The organism is Arenibacter catalasegens, from assembly GCF_002909235.1.
GTDB lineage: Bacteria > Bacteroidota > Bacteroidia > Flavobacteriales > Flavobacteriaceae > Arenibacter > Arenibacter catalasegens.
Genome location: NZ_PHQQ01000009.1, coordinates 119703 through 143329, shown reverse-complemented (window position 1 = coordinate 143329; position 23627 = coordinate 119703). Strand labels below are relative to the sequence as shown.

General features: G+C 38.1%; 17 protein-coding genes. 15 read left to right on the top strand and 2 right to left on the bottom strand.

Features of this window, described 5'->3' with window-relative positions:
• The first annotated feature begins 355 nt into the window (after positions 1 to 355).
• From CWD90_RS09520 to CWD90_RS09485, 8 genes are all read left to right on the top strand, one after another.
• On the top strand, positions 356 to 2128 hold the full coding sequence (locus CWD90_RS09520; protein ID WP_103475722.1) for an AMP-dependent synthetase/ligase: 1773 nt from the start codon (positions 356 to 358) through the stop codon (positions 2126 to 2128).
• A 135-nt stretch (positions 2129 to 2263) separates the two neighbouring features.
• Positions 2264 to 2698: a MarR family winged helix-turn-helix transcriptional regulator gene (locus tag CWD90_RS09515; RefSeq protein ID WP_103475721.1), complete on the top strand. Its 435-nt coding sequence runs from the start codon at positions 2264 to 2266 to the stop codon at positions 2696 to 2698.
• Positions 2699 to 2729: 31 nt separating this feature from the next.
• Positions 2730 to 5120 carry a 3-hydroxyacyl-CoA dehydrogenase/enoyl-CoA hydratase family protein gene (locus CWD90_RS09510; protein ID WP_103475720.1) on the top strand — a complete coding sequence of 797 codons (2391 nt, stop codon included), beginning with the start codon at positions 2730 to 2732 and terminating at the stop codon, positions 5118 to 5120.
• 179 nt (positions 5121 to 5299) lie between these two features.
• Positions 5300 to 6490: an acetyl-CoA C-acyltransferase gene (locus CWD90_RS09505; RefSeq protein WP_103475719.1), complete on the top strand. Its 1191-nt coding sequence runs from the start codon at positions 5300 to 5302 to the stop codon at positions 6488 to 6490.
• Between the two features lie 84 nt (positions 6491 to 6574).
• Positions 6575 to 8383, top strand: a complete 1809-nt coding sequence (locus CWD90_RS09500; protein WP_103475718.1) for an acyl-CoA dehydrogenase family protein — start codon at positions 6575 to 6577, stop codon at positions 8381 to 8383.
• A gap of 253 nt (positions 8384 to 8636) precedes the next feature.
• A complete protein-coding gene (locus CWD90_RS09495) occupies positions 8637 to 9980 on the top strand; it encodes a dihydrolipoyl dehydrogenase family protein (protein WP_317045717.1) in 1344 nt (447 codons plus the stop codon).
• A 3-nt stretch (positions 9981 to 9983) separates the two neighbouring features.
• Positions 9984 to 10919: a YihY/virulence factor BrkB family protein gene (locus CWD90_RS09490; RefSeq protein WP_103475716.1), complete on the top strand. Its 936-nt coding sequence runs from the start codon at positions 9984 to 9986 to the stop codon at positions 10917 to 10919.
• Positions 10920 to 11294: 375 nt separating this feature from the next.
• Complete coding sequence (locus CWD90_RS09485) at positions 11295 to 11732, top strand: response regulator (protein ID WP_103475715.1); 438 nt, start codon at positions 11295 to 11297, stop codon at positions 11730 to 11732.
• Positions 11733 to 11869: 137 nt separating this feature from the next.
• On the opposite strand, the gene CWD90_RS09480 is transcribed toward CWD90_RS09485, so the two are convergent.
• Together CWD90_RS09480 and CWD90_RS09475 are read right to left on the bottom strand one after the other, a co-directional pair.
• Entirely contained in the window at positions 11870 to 14359 is a 2490-nt protein-coding gene (locus CWD90_RS09480) for a PAS domain S-box protein (protein WP_239986496.1), read from the bottom strand.
• An 11-nt stretch (positions 14360 to 14370) separates the two neighbouring features.
• Positions 14371 to 14817: a response regulator gene (locus tag CWD90_RS09475; protein WP_103475714.1), complete on the bottom strand. Its 447-nt coding sequence runs from the start codon at positions 14815 to 14817 to the stop codon at positions 14371 to 14373.
• Between the two features lie 287 nt (positions 14818 to 15104).
• Here CWD90_RS09475 and CWD90_RS09470 point away from each other — a divergent pair, with 287 nt between their 5' ends.
• From CWD90_RS09470 to CWD90_RS09440, 7 genes are all read left to right on the top strand, one after another.
• The gene (locus CWD90_RS09470) at positions 15105 to 15599 is read left to right on the top strand and encodes a hypothetical protein (protein ID WP_103475713.1); all 495 of its coding nucleotides are present in this window, start codon (positions 15105 to 15107) and stop codon (positions 15597 to 15599) included.
• Positions 15600 to 15647: 48 nt separating this feature from the next.
• The gene (locus CWD90_RS09465; RefSeq protein ID WP_103475712.1) at positions 15648 to 17351 is read left to right on the top strand and encodes a phytoene desaturase family protein; all 1704 of its coding nucleotides are present in this window, start codon (positions 15648 to 15650) and stop codon (positions 17349 to 17351) included.
• A gap of 47 nt (positions 17352 to 17398) precedes the next feature.
• Complete coding sequence (locus CWD90_RS09460) at positions 17399 to 18082, top strand: SGNH/GDSL hydrolase family protein (RefSeq protein ID WP_103475735.1); 684 nt, start codon at positions 17399 to 17401, stop codon at positions 18080 to 18082.
• Positions 18083 to 18106: 24 nt separating this feature from the next.
• Positions 18107 to 19207 carry a family 20 glycosylhydrolase gene (locus tag CWD90_RS09455; protein WP_103475711.1) on the top strand — a complete coding sequence of 367 codons (1101 nt, stop codon included), beginning with the start codon at positions 18107 to 18109 and terminating at the stop codon, positions 19205 to 19207.
• Between the two features lie 107 nt (positions 19208 to 19314).
• Entirely contained in the window at positions 19315 to 20322 is a 1008-nt protein-coding gene (locus CWD90_RS09450) for a glycosyltransferase family 2 protein (protein WP_103475710.1), read from the top strand.
• Between the two features lie 128 nt (positions 20323 to 20450).
• Entirely contained in the window at positions 20451 to 22373 is a 1923-nt protein-coding gene (locus CWD90_RS09445) for a BatA domain-containing protein (protein ID WP_103475709.1), read from the top strand.
• Positions 22370 to 23623 carry a dihydroorotase gene (locus tag CWD90_RS09440; protein ID WP_103475708.1) on the top strand — a complete coding sequence of 418 codons (1254 nt, stop codon included), beginning with the start codon at positions 22370 to 22372 and terminating at the stop codon, positions 23621 to 23623. The genes CWD90_RS09445 and CWD90_RS09440 overlap by 4 nt, the downstream gene beginning before the upstream one ends.
• Positions 23624 to 23627 lie beyond the last annotated feature (4 nt).

Genomic DNA, 23627 nt, shown 5'->3' with positions numbered 1-23627 from the left:
TCCAACCTATAAATCTTAGCTAAGTAACCTCGGAAATAATATAAACAACATAATTATACCTTAGAAATAATTCAGCAAAGGACAACTTGCATAGGCATATGATTTTAATAAAATTTACTGTATAGCTCTTAGGATTGAACAATAATCCTTAATAAATCTAAAAATTCCATTCTAAATAAAACTATTTTAAAACATCTATACAATAGGTATTTGAACCATATAAACCAAGTATTAGGCCTACCACATTTAAGAAAGAATATGCGGACTCAATAATTATTTTACATGTTTTATACGAATCTGATTTTAAAATACGGTTCCCTTTTCTTAATTTGCGATTACGAACAGCAAATAAAATATGCAAGACATCACCCGCCTTTTTGATTTTCCTTACTACCAATTAGAGAAATTCAACTTAAAAAAATCACTGGTTACTAAATACAATGGAGAGTGGGTGGCTACATCCACCCAAGAATATATAGACAAGGCTAATGCTGTAAGCAGGGCTTTGTTGAGGCTTGGTGTAAAACCAAACGATAAAATTGCCCTAATTTCCATGGCCAATAGAACGGAATGGAATATTATGGACATAGGTATTCTGCAATTAGGGGCACAAAACGTTCCTATATACCCTACCATATCGGAAGAAGATTATGAATATGTCCTAAACCATTCAGAGGCCAAATATGTCTTTGTTTCTTGTGATGAGGTTTTTAATAAGGTTAATGCGGTAAAGGCAAATACCCCGCATTTAAAAGATGTATACTCTTTTGATGTTCTAAGTAATTGTAAGAATTGGAGTGAAATTCTTGAATTGGGCGCAGATACTTCCAACCAAAAGGAGGTTGAAAAGCTAAAGGAGATGGTAAAGCCACATGACTTGGCCACATTAATATATACTTCCGGTACCACGGGCCGACCAAAAGGGGTTATGCTAACGCATGACAACGTGGTTAGTAATGCCATTGCAAGTACTAAACGTTTACCCATAGATTATGGCAATACTATTTGCTTAAGCTTTTTGCCAGTATGTCATATTTATGAAAGAATGATGATGTATTTGTATCAATACGCCGGTGTCACCATCTATTTTGCCGAGTCAATGGATAAAATAAGTGATAATCTAAAGGAGTGTTCTCCCCATGTAATGACCGCTGTACCCAGATTGTTGGAAAAAGTATATGACAAAATAATCGCCAAGGGAACAGAATTGACCGGTATAAAAAAGAAATTATTTTTCTGGGCCGTTGAAGTTGGTTTACAATACGAACCTTATGGACAAAATGGTTGGTGGTACGAAAAGAAATTAGCCCTAGCCAGAAAATTAATTTTCAGCAAGTGGAAAGCAGGTCTGGGAGGAAATCTTTCATTAATAGCTTCAGGTAGCGCTGCGTTGCAGCCACGCTTGGCACGAATTTTCAATGCGGCCGAATTTGGCGTCATGGAGGGTTATGGCCTTACGGAAACCTCCCCAGTAGTTTCGGTTAACGATATGAGGGATGGTGGATTTAGAATTGGCACGGTTGGAAAACTTTTGGAACGTACCGAAGTGAAAATCGCAGAAGACGGTGAGATATGTGTTAAAGGACCACAAGTAATGTTAGGTTATTACAAGGATGCTGAAAAAACAGCCGAGGTCATTAAGGATGGATATTTTCATACCGGCGATATAGGCGAGATTGATGCCGATGGATTTCTCAAGATTACGGACAGGAAGAAAGAAATGTTCAAAACCTCTGGAGGTAAATACGTTGCCCCCCAGTTATTGGAGAACAGATTTAAGCAATCAAGATTTATAGAACAAATAATGGTCGTCGGTGAAGGGGAGAAAATGCCGGCAGCCTTAATTCAACCCGATTTCGAATTTGTGCGTAACTGGGCGAAAATTCATGATGTGGAAGTAGGTGATAACCAAAAAATGGTTAAAAACGAAAAAGTAATTGCCAGATTCCAGGAGGAAGTGGATTCTGCCAATGAAAGTTTTGCCAAATGGGAAAAAGTAAAACAATTCAGACTTACACCAGATGTCTGGAGTATTGATGAAGGACACCTTACTCCTACTATGAAATTAAAGCGCAAAATTGTCAAGGAAAAATATATCAATCTATATAATGACATCTATGAGCATTAATCGGAATCCTAACCCTTAATCTGTAAACAGCTTCCGTAACAAGAAGCTGTTTTTATTTACTACTGATATATTTTTTCAAATTTACTATGCATGCATAATATATTTTTGTATATTTGGACGAACCAACAGAATAGCATGACCGACATAACAATAGATTACGCGCTACGAGCTACTTGGCAAGCGGTAACAAAAATGTACAATGAAGAGGCCAGAAAGTTTGAAAGCACAATGGCTGTGGGATTTACTTTGTTAAGCATAGACCCAAAATCGGGTTCTCCCTCAACAGCTCTTGGCCCAAAAATGGGCATGGAAGCAACCAGTTTATCGCGAATACTAAAAAGTATGGAGGAAAAGGGATTAATAGAACGTAGACCCAATCCTAACGACGGGAGAGGTGTATTAATCCATTTAACGGCTTTTGGCCTAGAAAAAAGAAAAGACTCCAAAGATGCTGTACTGCGTTTTAACGATGTAGTAAGAAATCATGTATCCCTGGAAAAATTAGACACCTTTTTTGAGGTAGCTGAGGTGATCAACAAATTGATTTCGGAAAAGAAAATTTATACCTAAGAATAAAAAACTAGTTAACACGATTTTATTGATGAACAAACACATTAAAAAAGTAGCAGTTATTGGTTCTGGTATTATGGGAAGTGGTATCGCTTGTCATTTTGCCAATATTGGAGTGGAAGTATTGCTTTTGGATATTGTACCACGGGAGCTAAACGACAAAGAAAAAGCAAAAGGACTTTCTCTTGAGGATAAAATTGTTAGAAATAGAATGGTGAACGATTCTTTGGCAGCAGCTTTAAAATCAAAGCCCTCCCCTATTTACCATCAAAAATTCGCTCAAAGAATTTCAACAGGAAATCTTGAGGACGATATTGCTAAAGTAGGACAAGTAGATTGGATCATTGAGGTGGTCGTTGAGCGTTTGGATATAAAGAAAATAGTATTCGAAAATCTTGATAAGCATAGAAAACCAGGTACTTTAATTACCTCCAACACTTCCGGAATTCCCATAAAGTTTATGAGTGAAGGTAGAAGTGAGGATTTCCAAAAACATTTCTGCGGTACCCACTTTTTTAACCCTGCACGATATTTAAAACTTTTTGAAATAATCCCGGGACCAAAAACTTCTCCAGAAGTATTGGACTTTTTAAATGGATATGGCGAACAATTTTTAGGCAAGACTTCAGTGATTGCCAAAGATACCCCTGCGTTTATTGGAAATAGAATAGGTACCTTCAGTATAATGAGCCTGTTTCATACCGTAAAGGATATGGGCCTTACCGTAGAGGAAATAGATAAACTTTCCGGACCAGTAATAGGCAGGCCAAAATCGGCTACCTTCCGCACCGTAGACGTAGTGGGCTTGGACACACTGGTTCATGTAGCCAATGGTATTGCGGAAAACTGTACTGACGATGAAAGAAAGGAGCAATTTATACTTCCTGATTTTATTGGAAAAATGATGGATAATAAATGGTTTGGAAGTAAGACCGGACAAGGATTTTATAAGAAAGAAGGTCGGGAAATATTGGCGTTGGACCTAAACACCATGGAATATAGGCCTAGCAAAAAGGCCAGTTTCGCCACTCTAGAACTTACCAAGTCCATAGAAAATGTAATAGACCGATTTAAAGTGTTGGTTACTGGCAAAGATAAAGCTGGCGCCTTTTACCGAAAGAGCTTTTCATCATTATTTGAATATGCCTCCAATAGGATTCCCGAAATAACCGACGATTTATATAAAATAGATGACGCCATGAAAGCAGGTTTTGCTTGGGGTCATGGACCTTTTCAAATATGGGATGCCATAGGGCTTGAGAAGGGTATTGAAATGATGAAGGCCGAAGGCTTTATACCAGCCACTTGGGTTACCGAAATGCTGGCTTCAGGCAATAAATCGTTTTATAAGATTAAAGATGGGGCAACATACTATTATGATATCCCCAAAAAGACCATGGTCAAAATACCTGGCCAGGATTCCTTTATTATTTTGGATAATATTAGAAAATCCAATGAGGTATGGAAAAACTCTGGAGTTGTTGTAGAGGATTTGGGAGACGGTATATTAAATGTAGAATTTCAATCCAAAATGAACACCATTGGAGGTGATGTTTTGGCTGGCTTGAACAAAGCCATTGATTTGGCCGAAAAAGATTTTCAAGGTTTGGTAGTAGGCAATCAGGCTCCAAATTTTTCTGTTGGCGCCAATATTGGAATGATTTTTATGATGGCTGTGGAACAGGAATACGATGAGCTTAATATGGCGATTAAGATGTTCCAAGATACCATGATGCGTATGCGCTATTCTGCAATTCCTACAATTTCTGCTCCACACGGCATGGCCTTGGGCGGAGGTTGCGAATTGTCCTTGCACGCAGATATGGTGGTTGCCGCCGCCGAAACCTATATGGGATTGGTGGAATTTGGAGTTGGGGTTATACCAGGAGGTGGTGGTTCCAAAGAAATGACATTAAGAGCTTCGGATACTTTTAGAAAGAATGATGTGGAGCTTAATGTTCTACAAGAATACTTCTTGACCATTGGGATGGCCAAAGTATCTACTTCCGCTTATGAAGCCTTTGATATGGGGGTACTTGAAAAAGGAAAGGATATAGTCGTGGTAAATAAAGATAGACAGATCGCTACCGCAAAAGGCTATGCGAAACTAATGGCGGAACAAGGTTATACCCAACCCCCTAAACGTAAAGACGTCAGGGTTTTAGGGAAACAAGCTTTGGGTATGTTCATGGTTGGTACAGATGCAATGGAAGACAGTAATTATATAAGTGAGCACGACCATAAAATTGCCAACAAATTAGCCTATGTAATGGCTGGGGGCGACTTGTCGGAGCCAACGTTGGTTACGGAACAATATCTTTTGGACCTGGAAAGGGAAGCGTTCTTATCCTTATGCACGGAAAGGAAAACTTTGGAGCGGATACAGCATATGCTGAAAACAGGAAAACCGTTGCGGAATTAATGATCTATGTAAAGGGTTCCAATTATGTACTCTAAACACAATTAGTATTATTAATAAACTTAAAAATAATTACAAGAGAAAAAGTATAACCAGTTATTGAAACATGTATTGAAATCCAAAAAATGAACTATTCATTTCAACAGAAATTATAAAACTCAATACTAAATACTAAAAATAAAATGAAACAAGCATATATCGTTAAGGCATATAGGACAGCAGTAGGCAAAGCCCCTAAAGGCGTATTCCGTTTTAAAAGAACAGACGAATTGGCTGCGGAAACAATAGCCTATATGATAAATGAATTGCCTCAACTGGACAAAACACGCATAGATGACGTAATTGTTGGAAATGCAATGCCCGAAGGATCTCAAGGACTAAACATGGCACGTTTAATATCCCTAATGGGCCTTAATATTGTTGATGTCCCCGGGGTTACGGTCAATAGATTTTGTTCCTCCGGAATAGAAACCATAGGTATTGCTACTGCAAAAATTCAGGCTGGGATGGCAGATTGTATAATTGCTGGTGGTGCAGAGAGCATGAGTGCTGTTCCTATGACGGGTTACAAAACAGAACTCAATTATGATTTGGCAAAGTCAGGGCATGAGGATTATTACTGGGGCATGGGAAACACAGCCGAAGCAGTAGCCAATCAATTTAATGTTTCCCGTGAAGACCAAGACGAATTTGCCTATAATTCGCACATGAAAGCACTTAGGGCCCAGGCAGAAGATCGTTTTCAAAGTCAGATCGTACCTATTGAAGTAGAACAAATATATGTTGACGACAATGGAAAGAAAGCTAGTAAAAAATATACGGTAACCAAAGATGAGGGACCTAGAAAAGGAACAACTAAGGAAGCTTTGGCCGGATTGCGACCAGTTTTCGCGGCAGGTGGAAGTGTAACGGCAGGTAATTCCTCCCAAATGAGTGATGGTGCAGCATTTGTTTTGGTTATGAGCGAGGACATGGTAAAAGAATTAAAATTGGAACCTATTGCCAGATTAGTAAATTATGCAGCAGCAGGGGTAGAACCGCGAATCATGGGTATTGGCCCTGTAAAAGCGATTCCAAAAGCCTTAAAACAAGCCGGTCTTAAACAAGATGAAATTGAATTGATCGAATTGAACGAAGCTTTCGCATCACAGTCCTTAGCTGTAATACGCGAACTTAAATTGAATAGTGATATAGTCAATGTAAATGGGGGTGCAATTGCCCTTGGTCACCCATTGGGCTGTACGGGTGCCAAATTATCCGTTCAATTGTTTGATGAGATGAGAAAGAGAAATATGCAAGGCAAATATGGAATGGTAACTATGTGTGTAGGTACTGGGCAAGGTGCTGCAGGAATATTTGAATTTTTAAATTAAAACAGCACAAGACGTACTTATTGAAACGGTACTTTTTCCAAATTTCATCTCCATTCTTACTATTAAAACTTAATTAAACTAACAATGAGCACAGAAATAAAAAATAAAGAAATAATTAGGGGCGGACAATTCCTTGTAAAGGAAACCCATTGCGAAGATGTTTTTACGCCGGAGGATTTTTCCGAAGAGCAGAAAATGATGCGTGATTCCGTCATCGAATTTAACGATCGTGAAATTATTGCCAACAGGGATCGGTTCGAAGCTAAGGACTATGCCCTAACAGAAGAGGTAATGACCAAGGCCGGAGAAATGGGGTTTTTAGGAGTCGCGGTTCCTGAAGCCTACGGTGGGTTGGGAATGGGATTTGTTTCTACCATGATCGTTTGCGAATATATTTCTAGTGGAAGTGGTTCATTAAGTACAGCTTTTGGTGCCCACACCGGTATTGGAACTATGCCGATTACCTTATATGGCAATGAGGCCCAGAAACAAAAATACGTTCCTAAATTGGCTACAGGTGAATGGTTTGGTGCCTATTGTTTAACAGAACCGGGTGCCGGTAGTGATGCCAATTCTGGTAAAACCACTGCTACTTTATCCGCTGATGGCAAAACTTACAAAATCAATGGGCAGAAAATGTGGATTTCCAATGCTGGGTTCTGTAAATTATTTATAGTTTTTGCAAGAATAGAAAGCGACAAGAATATTACTGGATTTATTGTTGAAAACGACCCAAAAAATGGTATTACATTAGGAGAGGAAGAGCATAAGTTGGGAATTCGCGCCTCATCTACAAGGCAAGTTTTCTTTAATGATACCGTTGTTCCAGTGGAAAACATGCTTTCCGACAGAGGAAATGGTTTTAAAATTGCCATGAACGCCTTAAATATTGGACGAATCAAATTGGCAGCCGCCTGTTTGGATTCCCAAAGGCGAATTACCACCAACGCCCTAAAATATGCTGTGGAACGCAAACAATTTAAAACCCCCATTGCCGATTTTGGAGCTATAAAGTCCAAATTAGCAGAAATGGCGACGAATTTATATGCTGGTGAGTCAGCCTCTTATAGAGCTGCCAAGAATATTGAAGATCGTATTGCCATGCGCTTAGCTGCAGGGAATACCCATCAGGAAGCCGAGCTTAAAGGAGTTGAGGAATATGCTATTGAATGCTCCATTCTAAAAGTTGCCGTTTCGGAAGATGTGCAAAATTGTGCTGACGAGGGTATCCAGATTTTTGGCGGAATGGGTTTCTCTGAAGAAACGCCTATGGAAGCCGCATGGAGAGATGCGCGTATTGCCCGTATTTACGAGGGAACTAATGAGATTAATAGAATGTTATCTGTTGGTCTGTTGGTAAAGAAGGCCATGAAGGGACATGTAGACCTATTGGGTCCGGCAACGGCTGTAGGAAACGAATTAATGGGTATCCCCTCATTTGATACGGTGGATTATTCCAAACTGTTTTCTGAAGAGAAAGAAATGATCGCAAAACTTAAGAAAGTATTCTTAATGGTTGCCGGATCGGCAGTACAGAAATATGGCCCTGCTTTAGATGAGCATCAAATGTTACTCATGGCTGCGTCCGATATTTTAATAGAAATTTATTTGGCCGAATCTGCAATCCTCAGAACAGAGAAAAATGTACTGCGATTTGGAGAAGCGGCTCAAAAAGAACAAATATCCATGTCCAAATTATATTTGTACAATGCGGTAGATATTGTTATAAAAAATGGCAAGGAAGCAATTGTTTCCATGTCTGAAGGTGATGAGCAACGTATGATGCTTATGGGACTTAAACGATTTACAAAATATGCAAATCAGCCCAATGTAGTTGAACTTCGCACTTCTATTGCAGAAAAACTTAAGGCTGAAAACAAGTATTGTTTTTAGTAAAGATTAGCTAACTCAAGCTCGAGCTTCGTTTAGAAGCAAAATGAAGAACCGCTCCCAAAGAGCGGTTCTTTTATTTTATGCTTCACTCCTATTTCACACTTCAACCTATAATCAGAATCGATTCACCAACACGCTCATAGCGTTTCTCGCCTACTCGTAGTTTGGCTTTTAATAAATCTCGTGCCTATCGGATTAAAATATTAAGCAAATAAATCAACCTGCAAATTCAAAACTGAATACCTTCATGGCTATGAAGAAATTTGATGTTTTCGTAATTGGCAGTGGCGGTGCAGGCCGTAAGGTCGCCGTAACCTGTGCCAAGGGTGGTTTAAAGGTGGCCATAGCGGATAATCGTGAATATGGAGGCACCTGTGGCAACCGAGGCTGTATTCCCAAAAAAATACTTTTAGCGCCGCTCGAAACTTATGAATTGGCCACTAATTTAATGGACAAAGGTATTGCCTCCAAACCAGCCCTGGATTGGAAAGCGCTGCAAAGGTTTAAACGGCAATTTACCAATCCGATTCCTATGGCCACTGAAATAGAATTGAAGGAATTGGGAATTCAATTGTACCACCAATCACCTATTTTCTTGGATGAACAGACCTTGTCCGTTGAGGGAAAATCCATTAAAGCTGATAAAATTGTTATTGCTACAGGACAAATAGCTAGAAAACTTGAATTCAAGGGAGCTGAATTCCTTAAGAATAGTGACGATTTTCTGCGGTTGCAGAAACTGCCAAAAAATATGGTCTTTATTGGCGGAGGTTATATTGCAATGGAATTTGCCCATATGGCCGCAAGGGCAGGAAGTAAAATAACCATCATTGAGCATGGAGAAAACATACTTCAAGCATTTGACAAGGACATGGTATCCCAGCTAAAGAAAGTTTCCGAAGATCTGGGTATAGAATTTATATTTAATGCAGAGATATCGCAACTAGAGAAACTGAATAAAAACTTTCGTATCCAATATAAAAAGGACGGAGAAGAAAAATCGCTGAAAGCACGTTCAGTATTCAATACTGCAGGAAGGGTGCCCGCAATCAATTCCTTGAATTTGGAAAAGAGCAATGTGTCTTATTCCAATAAAGGCATTCAAGTAAATGAATTCTTGCAAAATACAGTCAATCCAAATGTATACGCTTGTGGTGACGTATCCGCACATGGCCTGCCCCTTACTCCATTATCGGGAATAGAAGGTGCTATTGTGTCGGAAAATATTCTTCATGGCAATAAAAGAAAAATAGAAAGCCCCGTAATTCCGTCAGCCGTTTTTACCTTGCCAAATTTGGCAACTGTGGGTTTGTCGGAAGACGAAGCCAAAAGAAGATATAAGACGGTAACGATCAATTATAAATCTGTTCCGGACTGGTATAACGCCAAAAGAATAAATACACCATCCTATGCTTATAAAATTATCATAAACGAGCGGACAAAACAAATTGTTGGTGCCCATCTCTTGTCACCCCACGCAGCTGAAACGATCAATATGTTCGCAATGGCGATAAACTTACAAGTGACCACCGAAGCCTTGAAAGATATGATTTTCACCTTTCCTTCTTGGGCGAACGATATAAAAAGCATGCTATAGATTATGACCAAGGAGAAAAATAGCGATAAATTCAAGTTACAACATCTACCTACTTTGGTAGTTGACACCTTTAAAGCTTGGAATGCTGATGACCCATTTCGGCTGAGTGCGGTTGTTGCCTATTATGCAATCCTTTCCCTACCTGGCCTTTTGGTCATCATCATTAATCTGGTGGGATCCATTTGGGGTATTGACATTGTTCAAGGTGAACTCACAGCTGAGATATCCAAGGCCTTGGGCCAAGATGCGGCAGAATCTATTCAAACAATGATGATAGAGACACAGAGTGGCAACAGAAGCAGGGTGGCGAGTATTTTAGGCTTTGGCACCTTGATATTCGGAGCAACAGGTGTATTTTACCACTTACAGCTTTCCCTTAATCAAATTTGGCAAATTAAACCAGACCCCAACTCAAACCTCGTAAAAATGCTTATTGATAGAGCCCGGAGTTTTGCCTTCATATTGGTGATCGGATTTCTATTATTGATTAGTTTTTTGGTGACTGCCGGGATTTCGGCACTCAACGATTACATTCGTAGTGTATTGCCTGATTTTATCCTTTATCTTGCCTATATTCTAGATTTTACGGTTTCCATAGGAATCGTCACCCTACTTTTCGCCCTCATTTTTAGATACTTGCCCGATACCAAAATTCGGTGGAAGACCGTTTGGATCGGGGCCCTAATTACCGCTATACTATTTGTTCTTGGAAAATTTTTATTAGGACTGTATTTTGGGGAAGCGGACCCTGGTTCTACCTATGGCGCAGCAGGTACCGTGGTTTTAATTCTATTATGGGTTTCCTATTCATGTTTGATATTGTTTTTTGGGGCCGAGTTTACTTGGGTATATGCCAATCGTTATGGACTTGGAATAAAAGCCAAGCCTACAAACATTAAGAAAAAAATAATTAAACAAGAACAAACTAATAACCCCTAAAGCACTCTTCTAAGGCCGTAAAGGATTTGTCCTATTTTGAAAATATATTTTAGTTCAATTTGATTATGGAATGCTATAGTTAAAAAAGCTTTTTAAAAGGCTAGATCTATCAGGGCACGTATTAAATAGAGGATTTCCTCTACAGTTGAAGACTGGATTTGAATTTGTATGCCTATAAAATCAATTGAGTTAATTTTCTATTCAATAGATGCATTCTTCTTTAAAACTTCGCCTTAATTTATGAAAGTAAACAAACTAGGGTCTAACAAGACTAAAAGTATGTACCAAAAATGGAAACAAACATTACTAACTGACAAGATCAGAAATTAAGTATAATGGTTTTTAGTCGGCAAACATCAATTAATTTATATAGCAATGAATCGTATAAGCATTTTTTTAGCAGATGATGATCAAGATGATCGCGAAATTTTTATGGACGCTTTGACAGAATTACCCATTGAAACATCGGTTAAACAGTTCGAGAATGGTGTGGATTTGATGGCGGAATTGCATTCTGACAATCCCTTGCCCAAAATTATATTTTTAGATCTTTATATGCCCCTTATGGACGGATTCGAATGCCTTTCCGATATCCGTAACATCCCTGATTTCTCAGAAATTACCATAATTATCTATTCCACCTCTTATCATCAAAATGAGGTAGACCAATTGAAAGAAGGAGGAGCAAATCAATATATAAAAAAACCCAACTCCTATAATCAATTAAAAACGATATTATATAAATCTATAGGTCCTTTTCAAAATGTATCTGCCAAATCTAACGACGCCTTAAATTTCTCGGTGATTATATAATTTAATAGTTAAAAATGAATATCGTAGTTACTTTCTTATAGCACAATCGATTTTGGGTCAAAGAAAATGAAACTAGCCTGAGGTGATTTATCCTTAAATCATAAAACTCTGTAGAACACCCCTCTACTACGCATCACTTATACTTTATAAGCTTCTACCGGAAGATATATATTGAATGTTGCACCCATACCTAATTCACCCTTGGCCGTAATAATACCACGGTGATTTTCTACAATTCGTTTTATTATAGCCAGTCCAATTCCAGTTCCGGGATATTCTGACCTACCATGAAGACGTTGAAATAATTCAAATATCTTTTCACTGTATTGTTGATCAAAACCTATTCCGTTGTCCGAGTAAGTAATATGGCAATATGTATTGTCGTCTTTAAAATTTTCCCCTTCTAATGCTTTTCCATTAACATACTCATTTTTTATTGTTATGGCTACAGGTTTACCTGGTTTTGAAAACTTTAAAGAATTACTTATTAGATTATAAAAGAGTTGTTTAAATTGAAATGGGATGATATTGACCTCGCAAGTTTTGTCCGCATTGATTATTGCGTTTTTTTGCAGGAGCTCTTCACCAAGTTCATGTTTTACTTGCTCAATTATAATATTCAGATCGGTTTTCTCAAAATCACCCTCCAAATGGTGCGTACGGGAATAGGCCAACAAATCGTCAATCAACAACTGCATCCGTTCGGCAGAAAGTTGCATACGTTTAAATAGATATTTTCCATTTTCGGAAAGAGTATCTTTATCTTTTTCGATTATGCGGGAAGCAAAGGTTTGAATTTTCCTTAAAGGCTCTTGCAAATCATGGCTTGAAATGTAGGCAAATGATTGCAGCTCCTTGTTCATTTTCTGAAGCTCAATATTTTTTTGCTCAAGTTCCATCTTTTTTTCTCTTAGCACATCGTCCGATGCTTTTTTTGCCGTTAAATCATGTGTTACCTTTGAATATCCTATTACTTCGTTTTTTTCATTATGCACTGCTGTAATTACCACATTTGCCCAAAATAAGGTGTTGTCTTTCTTTACTCGCCAACCCTCTTGCACAGCTTTATTGTTTCTGGCGGCCAAACCTAATAACCTTTGGGGAAGTCCACTTTTCCTATCATCTTCGGTATAAAAATTGGAAAAACTTCTACCTATTATTTCTTCGGCTTTATATCCTTTTATTTTTTCTGCTCCCGTATTCCAGTTCTCCACTATACCTTCTTTATTCAAATAAAGTATAGCGTAGTCCTGCACCTCCTCTACCATTAAATGGTAGCGCTGTTCGCTCTTTTTTAGCGAATTGTTCAATTCAACTAGCTCAACAGTACGTTCCTTAACCTGTTTTTCCAATTCGTTTCGGAAAATTTTTAGTTCTTGTATATCGGTACTACTGCCTACCCACATTTGTATATTCCCACTATCATTCCGTTGTGGTTTTGCTCTACTCAACTGCCAACGATATTCGCCATCATGTCTTCGGAAACGGTGCTCCAATAAAAAATCCTTTCCTATTGCTATGGAATCCTCCCAGGTTTTAAAATTCTTTTCCCTGTCGTCCGGATGTACCATCTGTAACCATCCTTGATTTAGTAATTGATCCTGCGACAATCCGGAAAATTCAAAAACCGATTCGTTAAAATAATTCAAATTACCCTGTGGGTCTGCGGTCCAAACAAACTGAGGGAGTGAGTCGGCCAGGAGTCTGAATTTCTTTTCACTTTCCTCTATTTTTTTCCGCGCAATTACCTGATCAGTAACTTCAATGCCCAAAGTCATTATTCCATCAATTTCACCCTTGGCATTTAAAAGCGGCTCGTAACTAAAATTGATATAAGCCGTTTCCAATTTTCCGTTCCTCTTTAATTGCAACGGAAATTCTGAAGTAGAAAAAGTTTTACCAGTGCTATATACATCGTCTAACAACCCCTTAATCCCTTGTAATTTTAGTTCAGGCATTGCATCCAAAATTGGTTTGTTCAAAACTTCGTCTTCTTTTCTTCCCCACATATCAAGTGCCAATGAATTGGCCATTTCAGTAACATACTCCTTTCCCTGAAAAATAGCTATGGAAACTGGTGCCTGAGCAATCATTGACCGAAGCCTGCGTTCACTTTCTTGTAGTTCTTTTTTTGTCAATACCGTTTCCGTAGTCTCTGAACAGGTAACAATTACACCATTTACATTGCCATCATCATCATAAGCGGCACTGTAACAGAATGTCCAATATATGTCCTCCATTCTGCCGTTTCGGTAAAATGGTACCAAGTGATCACTATATGAAACAGGTTTAGCCGTAGTGACTACTTGATTTATCAAAGGGCAGATAAACTCCCATATCTCTGGCCAAACTTCTTTACCCTTTTTACCAATAGCTGGATGTTTTCCATCTATCCCTAGACTTGGCCTATACGCATCATTATAAAAGCAGATAAGTTCCTCACCCCAAAAGAGAAACATGGGATGGGCCGAATGCAAGATTATCGCAAGAGTAGTGCGTAAACTTACGGGCCAATCTTTTATATTACCAAGGGGTGAATTATCCCAATCCCATGCCCTTATGAGCTCGCTCATTTGGCCTCCGCCTTCAAGGAACAAAAGGTCATTAGTTTTATGAGTAGTCTTCAATTTTGTTCCATTTAAGGTTGTATTACAAATTTTTCCCTGGCTGGTTGTTGTACATTCTTTTCTTTTATGAATGAAATAGCCTTGTTTATAACAAATTTCAAATCAGTAAAATCTGCTGGTTTCCTAATATAATACTGCGCACCTTTACCATAAAGTACATCCATTACCTCAAGATTAGAAGAGGTGGAATAAATTATTACTGGCAATCCCCTAAATATTTCACTTTCCTTTATTTCAGATAAGCACTCCGTACCGGATTTACAACGCATATTCAAATCCAAAAAAAGAACTTGGGGAAGGTTGGACAAATTATCTTTAAGAAAATCCATTAATTCAACCCCATTGCTTACCGTAATCAAAGATGCCGTTATTGTAAGCTCCTCCAAGGCATCTTTAAAAAACATGCAATCGTCCTCATCATCATCGGCGAGAAGTATATGAAAATCGTTGTTTGTCATTTCTTAACCTTTGAGGTCCTAAAATTATAATTTATCCATTTTATGTGACATAAAAATAAACAAAAAGACTTGCTTATAAAATTAGTGGTCAGATTAGGTGAAATGGTTATATTCATTAGATTTAAATTACCTGCCAATGAGAGACCTTGCCTAGATTTACAATTCTTTTTGGCATAACTTCCTTGCACGAAAACAGAAAGGTTTTTTACCTTTATAAGCAAATGCTTTGGTTAACACCAAATCATTTAGATATCATTGCCAAGCACAACTATATGTAAAAGTATTTTATGACCAATTCCAAAACCTTAACCCCCAAAAGCTATCTTTTTTCGCTTTCTATCATCCATGCCGGATTAACTTTTGGTATTTTATTATTTACAATCGTCATTTTTGTCATGAGCGATGGCCTTATACTTGGATTTAAAGCTGGGGAAAATGTGTTTATTTACCTAGTACCCATTGTTGCTATTATAGCTTACTTTGGAAGCAATTACTTATTCAATAAACAATTGGCCAGCATACTAAAAAGCAATTCATTAATGGAAAGATTAATGCTGTACCAAAAAGCCTCCGTTATACGTTTTGCTATCTTGGAAGGTGCTGCATTTTTAAGTACTATTGCTTTCATGCTGCACAAAAACATCTTTTATCTGGTGATTTCCGTACTTTTAATTCTTTATCTTTTTAAGCTTAGGCCTACAAAGAAAAAGGTAATGGACCATTTAAGTCTCAGTCTGGAAGAACAGCAGTATTTCCAAATAGAGAACGGGGGGCCTGAATAGAATAATATTGCCCATAAAATACAACCAGACATACTTAATCCCTATTCAATGCACATCAAAAAAAAAACGCTTCAAGATATAGATACCATCATTATCGGTTCAGGTGCAGGTGGATTGTCGGCAGCCATTTGCCTATCCAAAGCAGGACAGCGGGTTTTGGTATTGGAGCAACATGATGTTCCTGGTGGCTGGTGCCATAGCTTTTACCTAAACGGTCACCGTTTTTCTCCAGGAGTACATTATATTGGCTTACTAGGGGAAGGCGAATCAACCAGGACCTTATATGAAGGTTTGGGGGTAGCTAACGATTTGGTTTTTTTTAGAATGAATCCAGAAGGTTATGAGCGTTGTTTTATTGGAGAGGAAAGAATTGATCTGCCCGGAAATTTCGATGATTTAAACGCTTCTCTAGGACAAAGGTTTCCTAAGGAAAAAAAACGTTTAAATCACTATTTAAAGTTGGTCAGAAATGTTTCTCGTCAAATTCAGCTGATTCCGAAGATGAGCGGTTTTTGGGACAATATTACCATCCCCTTTAGAACAAAGCATATGGGAAAATTTGCATTGTTCAGCCTAAAGCGAGTCATCAACTGGCATATAAAAGACCCACTACTGCAGAAAGTGCTAAATATTCAATGGGGCGACCACGGTTTAGCCCCTGACAGGGCCAGTTTCCCCTTGCACTGTGCTGTTATGGATCATTATTTTAGCGGGGGGTACTACCCCATGGGCGGCGGAGCTGCCATTGTAAAGTCGATGACAAAGACCGTACAGAGGAATGGTGGAACAATACGTACCGGCACAGCAGTTAAGAGTATTCTTTTGGAGGGGGAAAAGAGAAAGAAAGCCATTGGAGTAGAACTGGAGAATGGTGAGAAAATCTACGCTTCCAGAATCATTTCCAATGCCGATCCAGGGGTTACCTATTTAAAATTAGTGAAAGAACAAAACCTAAGTGCTAAACTTCTTAAAAAACTGAATAAAACAAAGTATTCCTGTAGTTCCCTAATGCTTTTCCTAACGGTTGACATAGATGTTCGAAAATTAGGAATGGACTCAGGAAATATATGGATGATGGATAACAAGGACATGGATAAGATATATGAGGAGATGACAGATGTGGATATTACCAGTGGCGAAGTGTTTCCTGGCATATTCATAAGCTGTACCACGCTAAAGGACCCCACAAGCTATGACGGTAAACATCATTCCCTAGAAGTTATTACTTACATTAATCCCGAATCTTTCGCCCAATTTAACAAGGAAAACGAAAAGCGATCTAAGGAATACATGAAATTCAAAGAAATATTGACCCATAAAATGATCAATACATTGGAACTGGCCCTACCAGGAATAAGTAAAAATATTGTTCATAAAGAATTGGGGACACCCATAACAAACAAATATTATATAAATTCCACCAATGGAAGTGTATATGGTACAGAAAAGACTTTTAGGCAGATAGGCCCCTTTGCGTTTAGGGCAAAGAGCGAAATAGAAAACCTATACATGTGCGGGGCCAGCATTCAATCACATGGAGTGGCAGGTGCTAGTTATTCCGGGGTTCAGACAGCGGCTACCATTTTAAATTGCAGGCAACAGGATTTAATAAAACCAGATGAATTACAAAATATCAGAATCTTTGAGGCTGAAGACGATTCCGCCTATCCAACAGATATTCAACAAAAAATAAAATTGAGAAAAGCGCGATTGATTACAAATGAAAAAAAATCAATAAAAATTCAAGACTAGTCCAAGTATTAATATTTTTTTTAACCACTTTTACCAATATGAAAACCATGAAAATATCCATTGCCCTCTTTCTACTGACCGTTTTTACCATGAACAATAGTTTTTCTCAGGATTGGCCAAATCTAGAACGCTTTGCAGAAGATAACACTAAGGTAGGGATGCCAACTGCAAACGAAAATCGTGTTGTATTTATGGGCAATTCCATTACCATAGGTTGGATAAACACCAGACCGGAATTCTTTAAAGATAAGCCCTATATTAACAGGGGCATAGGGGGGCAGACGACACCTCAAATGCTGTTGCGATTTAGACCGGATGTAATCGACTTAAAACCAAAAGTAGTGGTTATTTTGGCTGGCACCAATGATATTGCCGGCAACACTGGACCCGCTACCTTGAAAATGATAGTGGACAATATGAAATCTATGGCCGAACTGGCAACGGCCAATGGCATTAAAGTTATTATCTCCTCAGTACTCCCCGCTTATGATTATCCCTGGAGACCAGGACTAAAACCTAATGAAAAAATACCCGCATTAAACAGCCTATTAAAAGAATATTCAGAAGCTAACGGCCATATTTATTTAGATTATTTTACGGCTATGGCCGATGACCGCAACGGGCTTCCTAAAAAATATGCCAAAGACGAAGTACATCCAACCGCGGCAGGATATGCGGTCATGGAACCCATGGTCGAAGCTGCCATAAACCAAGCCCTACATCAAAATTAAATTCTGTCTTAAACATTAAAAATTATGTGCAAACTACTTCCACTGCTGCTGGCCCTAACGACCATAATAGGTAATGCACAAAGCATTTTTGAAGTGAAAGGCCTTTGTATAGCTGCTCCAAATACCGATGGGGTAGCGGATTTTGTTAAGTTTATAGATGAGGAATTAGGGCCCAATGGCATCAACACCTTAGTACTTAGGGTGGATTTTAATTACGCCTATGAATCTAGGCCTGAATTAAGGGGCGATAATCCCTTATCAAAAGCACAAATAAAGCAATTGGTAACGGTTGCCCAAAAACACTACATAAATTTAATCCCCCAGGTAAATTTGTTGGGCCATCAGAGTTGGGCAGATAAAACCAATAAACTTCTGGAAGTTTACCCGCAATTTGACGAAACACCCCATGTTGTAATTCCAAAAAAATACGAATGGCCAAATGCCGATGGCCTATACTGCAAAAGTTATTGTCCATTGCATCCTGAGGTACATGATGTGGTATTCGACCTAGTAGATGAAATTGTGGGTGTTTTTGAAGCCAACGCCTTTCACGCAGGAATGGATGAGGTATTCTACATAGCCGATGAGAAATGTCCTCGTTGCCAAGGTAAAGACCCCGCTACCTTGTTCGCCAATGAGGTTAATAAAATTAGTAGGCATTTAGCGCAAACAAACAAACGGCTTTGGATTTGGGGAGATCGATTAATAGATGCAACAACCTCTGGTATTGGGATGTGGGAAGCCAGTATGAACAATACCGCCAGGGCAGTAGATCTTATTGATAAATCTGTGGTAGTATGTGACTGGCATTACGAAAGGGCCTTACCAACACCTGCCATGTTTGCTTTAAAGGGACTGGATGTTATTGCTTGCCCTTGGAGGAAACCCGAAGTTGCCGTGGAACAGGTTAAAATGATGTATAATTTTAAAAAAAATGCTACTCCCGAAATAAAGGAACACCTTTTGGGCACTATGCATACGGTTTGGTCATCAGCCAGTGAATTTATTAAAAGCTACCATTCCCAAAAAGCTAAAGAAATAAATCCCGGTAACCAAGAAGCCTGCCTTAGGGCCATGTTGGCCACCATAAAAGAGTTGGAGAACACCAGTCAAAATTCAAATTAGCTTTTACAGCTACATATCATTTAAAATAAGCCTCAAATTTTCAATACTTCATTCAATCGCTGCTCGCTGGATGCATCAATGGAGAAATAAAATTCTAATTTAGGCGCATGAAAGAAAGAAGTGTCAGTATTCTTATCCCTTTTAAGGACACCGAAATATTTTTACCGGACTGTATTCAGTCTATCATCGACCAAACTTATGACGACTGGGAAATTCTAGCGGTAAATGATTCATCTTCGGACGATAGCCTTAATACTATGCTTTCTTTTGCTAAAAAAGATTCCAGAATTAAAGTACTGCAAAATGAAGGAAAAGGTATTATAGAAGCGTTAAGAACGGCTTATTCCCGCTCTAAGGGCTCCTTTATAACCAGGATGGATTCCGATGACTTAATGACTGAAGATAAACTGGCAACCATGGTTAAGGCACTGGAAAACCATGGGTTAGGACATGTGGCCCTTGGAAAAGTGAAATACTTTTCCAATGAAGGACTTGGCGGTGGCTATCTTAACTATGAAAAATGGTTAAATGGCTTAACTGAACAAGGAACAAATTATTCGGAAATCTATAAAGAATGCGTAATACCCTCTCCATGTTGGATGGTATATAAAAGCGATTTGGAAAGGGCTGGAGCTTTTTTATCCGATCGTTATCCGGAGGATTATGACCTTGCTTTTCGCTTTTATGAACAAGGTCTAAAATGTATTCCGTGTAATGAAGTACTGCACCACTGGCGCGATTATAGTTATAGAACATCCAGAACCAGTGAACACTACGCTCAAAATTATTTCTTGGATATTAAACGCTCCTATTTTCTAAAACTCGACTATGATGATCAAAGACCGCTCGTACTTTGGGGAGCAGGAAACAAGGGGAAAAAATTAGCCAAAAACCTTATTGAACACAACATAGATTTTACCTGGGTATGTAATAACTCCAATAAAATTGGTTTGGACATCTATGAAAAAAAAATGGCTCACTATTTAGAAGTAAACAAACTGCAACACCCTCAAATCATAATTACTGTGGCCAATAAGGAGGCTCAAGAATTTATAAGTGAGTATTTATTGGCAAAAGGAAAGAAACCGGTCCAAGATTATTTCTTTTTTTGTTGACATAAATATTAACGCCTTGCCATAAAACATCAAGACTTTCGCCAAGAGCTTAATTAGCCTTTAGATCGTCAATAAAATTAAGACCGCCTCGAATTTCTTTTCTTATATTTGAAAAATTAAATTTAGGAATGCTGTTTAAACATCCGGAACTCCTTTGGGCCCTTTTTCTTCTACTTATTCCTATTTTCATTCACCTTTTTCAACTTCGTAGATTTAAGAAGACGCCGTTCACCAATGTGAAGATCTTGAAAAAGGTAGTTGCGGAATCCAGGAAGAGCAATACCCTGAAAAAATGGCTCCTATTATGTACCCGCCTTTTAATCCTAAGTTTGTTAATCGTTGCCTTTACCCAACCATTTATTCCAGGAAAATCAGCCATGAAGAGGCAGCAAATAGTGGTTTATCTTGATAATTCCCTGAGTATGCAGGCAAATACCGGAACCGGCACTTTATTGGAAAACACAATTCAGGAGATATTAAAATCGGTTCCTGAAGAAAATACTTTTAGCCTTTTTACCAATGACAAAGTTTTCAAGGATGTACGCATAAAAGATATAAAAAACGATTTGCTAACCCTCCCCTATTCCAACAATCAACTACAGTTGGATGAAATCTATTTAAAAGCTAAAACATTGTTCACGGACAATGAAACCGCACTAAATGACCTAGTCCTGATTTCAGATTTTCAGAAAAATATTTATTCACCTGCCCAAGATTCATTGCCCAACATAAAAAAACATTTTGTACAAACCTTGGCTGATCCTCTTGTAAACGTTTCAATTGACACCGTATTTATAAGCACTGTTTCTTCGGAAAATGTAGAACTAAAAAGTATCCTGTCCATTAATAAAAAAATAGATAACGTTCCAGTTTCGCTATATAATGGAGAAAGATTGATTGCGAAAACATCTGCTACATTCGGTGAGAATAAAAAAGGTGAGGTCATATTTACTATCCCTGCCAAAGAGGTCATTAACGGGAAAATCCTTATCTCAGACACAGGGCTTAATTATGATAATCAACTTTACTTTAACATAAATACGCAGGAGAAAATCAAGGTATTATCCATTGGTAATGACAATAGTAATTACTTGAGTCGTATTTTCAATGGCGAGGGTTTCCGATATTCCAATTTTAGTTTAAATTCTTTGAATTACAGTCTATTGGACTCGCAAAACCTCATTATAATCAATGAACTAGATACTCTGCCCCTGGCCTTGCAAAATGCTTTAACAGCCTTCAAGAAGGCCGGCGGAAGTTTGGTTGTTATTCCAAGTAGAGAAGTAGATATCCCTAATTACAATACATTTCTAAATAGTTTGTCCAATACCTCGTTGATTTCTACCGTTGTGGAAGAACGAAAAATTAGTGGGATAGCCTTTTCCAATCCTTTATTTTCAAATGTGTTCGAGAATGAGGTTACTAATTTCCAGTACCCCTCCATAAAGGCCTTCTATACAATTAAATCGAACATGCCTAAGATCCTCTCCTATCAGAGTGGCAATCCATTTTTAGTAGGCGGAGACGGGATATATATATTTACGGCCTCTATCTCCCAGGACAATTCCAACTTCATCAATTCTCCTTTAATAGTCCCCACATTTTACAATATGGGAATGGGTAGCCTTCAATTTCCCAGAATTTATGAAATAATAGGTAATAAAACCATGGTTGATATAGCTATTAATCTTACAAAAGATCGGATTTTAAAAGTGTCCAATGAAAATGATGAATTTATCCCTTTCCAACAATCCTTCACCAATAAAACAACCATAACTTTTGATAATTACCCTGTAACAGCAGGGATATTTCAAATTAAAGACCAAGATAAGACCATTAGAAACATGAGTTTTAATTTTTCCAGAGCGGAAAGTCAGTTAAATTATCTGGATCTAAATCAAGGCAACGGTTATAGTTTAAATAACAATGTCGCAACTTTATTCGAAAATATAGAAAAAGACAACAGCATAATCGAGCTTTGGAAATGGTTTGTTATTTTAGCATTGGCTTTTATATTTGCTGAAGTTCTTATACAAAAATTTTTAAAATGAACATACTCTTAAAATCTGCCAAAATAGTAGATCCAGGCAACAAGGATCTTCACTTAAAAAAGCGGGATATTTTTATTAAGAACGGAGTGATTGAAAATATTGCAGTGAATTTGGATGTTCAAGGCAAAACGAAAGTCCTCAGTTTCAAAAATTTACATATATCCATTGGATGGTTTGATTCCAGTGTAAGTTTTGGGGAACCTGGCTATGAAGAAAGGGAAACCATTGAAAATGGCCTTTTAACAGCAGCCAAGAGTGGCTTTACCGATATTGTCTTAAACCCCAATACCAACCCCCTCCCGGATAGTAGCTCCGATATTGTTTTTTTAAAGAATGCATCTAAACATAGCGCTACAACTTTACACGCATTGGGAACATTGACGGTAAAATCTGAAGGTGAATGTTTGGCGGAACTTTTTGATATGCAGAGTGCCGGTGCCGTTGGGTTTTATGATTACAAATTACCCTTAAAAAATTCAAACCTATTAAAAGTTGCACTACAATATGCCCATAATTTTGATGGACTTGTACATTCTTTCCCTATGGATTTGCAGATTGCCGGAAAAGGTATTGTAAATGAGGGGGAGGTTTCTACAAAGTTAGGGCTAAAGGGGATACCCAATCTGGCCGAAGAACTCAATATTGTGAGAGATCTTTTTATATTGGAATACACAGGAGAAAAAATGCATATTCCAACTATTTCTACCGCCAATGCGGTAAAACTAATTGCTGAGGCCAAGAAGAAGGGGTTGGATATTACTTGCAGTGTGGCAATACACAACTTGTGTTTTACCGATGAGACTTTGGTGGAATTTGATTCCCATTTTAAATTGATGCCACCACTTAGAACCAAATCGGACTCCAAGGCTTTGATCAAAGGCTTAAAGGACGGTACTATAGATTTTGTTACTACGGACCATAGACCCATGGATATTGAACACAAAAGAGTGGAATTTGACAACGCCTCCGATGGTACCATTGGCTTGGAAAGCGCTTTTGGAATGTTAAGTCAAATTTTTGACCTAGAAACCACCATTGCCTTATTGACCAAAGGAAGGGAAAGGTATAAAATTAAGACACCAAGCCTGAAAGTTGGTGAAGTTGCTAGTCTTACTTTATTCGATCCGGACCCAGAATATACTTTTGAAGAGCAAGATATAATTTCCAATTCCAAAAATAGCTGCTTTTTGGGAAGCAAACTTAAGGGAAAGGTGTACGGTATTATTTCCAACAACAAAATAATTAACTAAATTT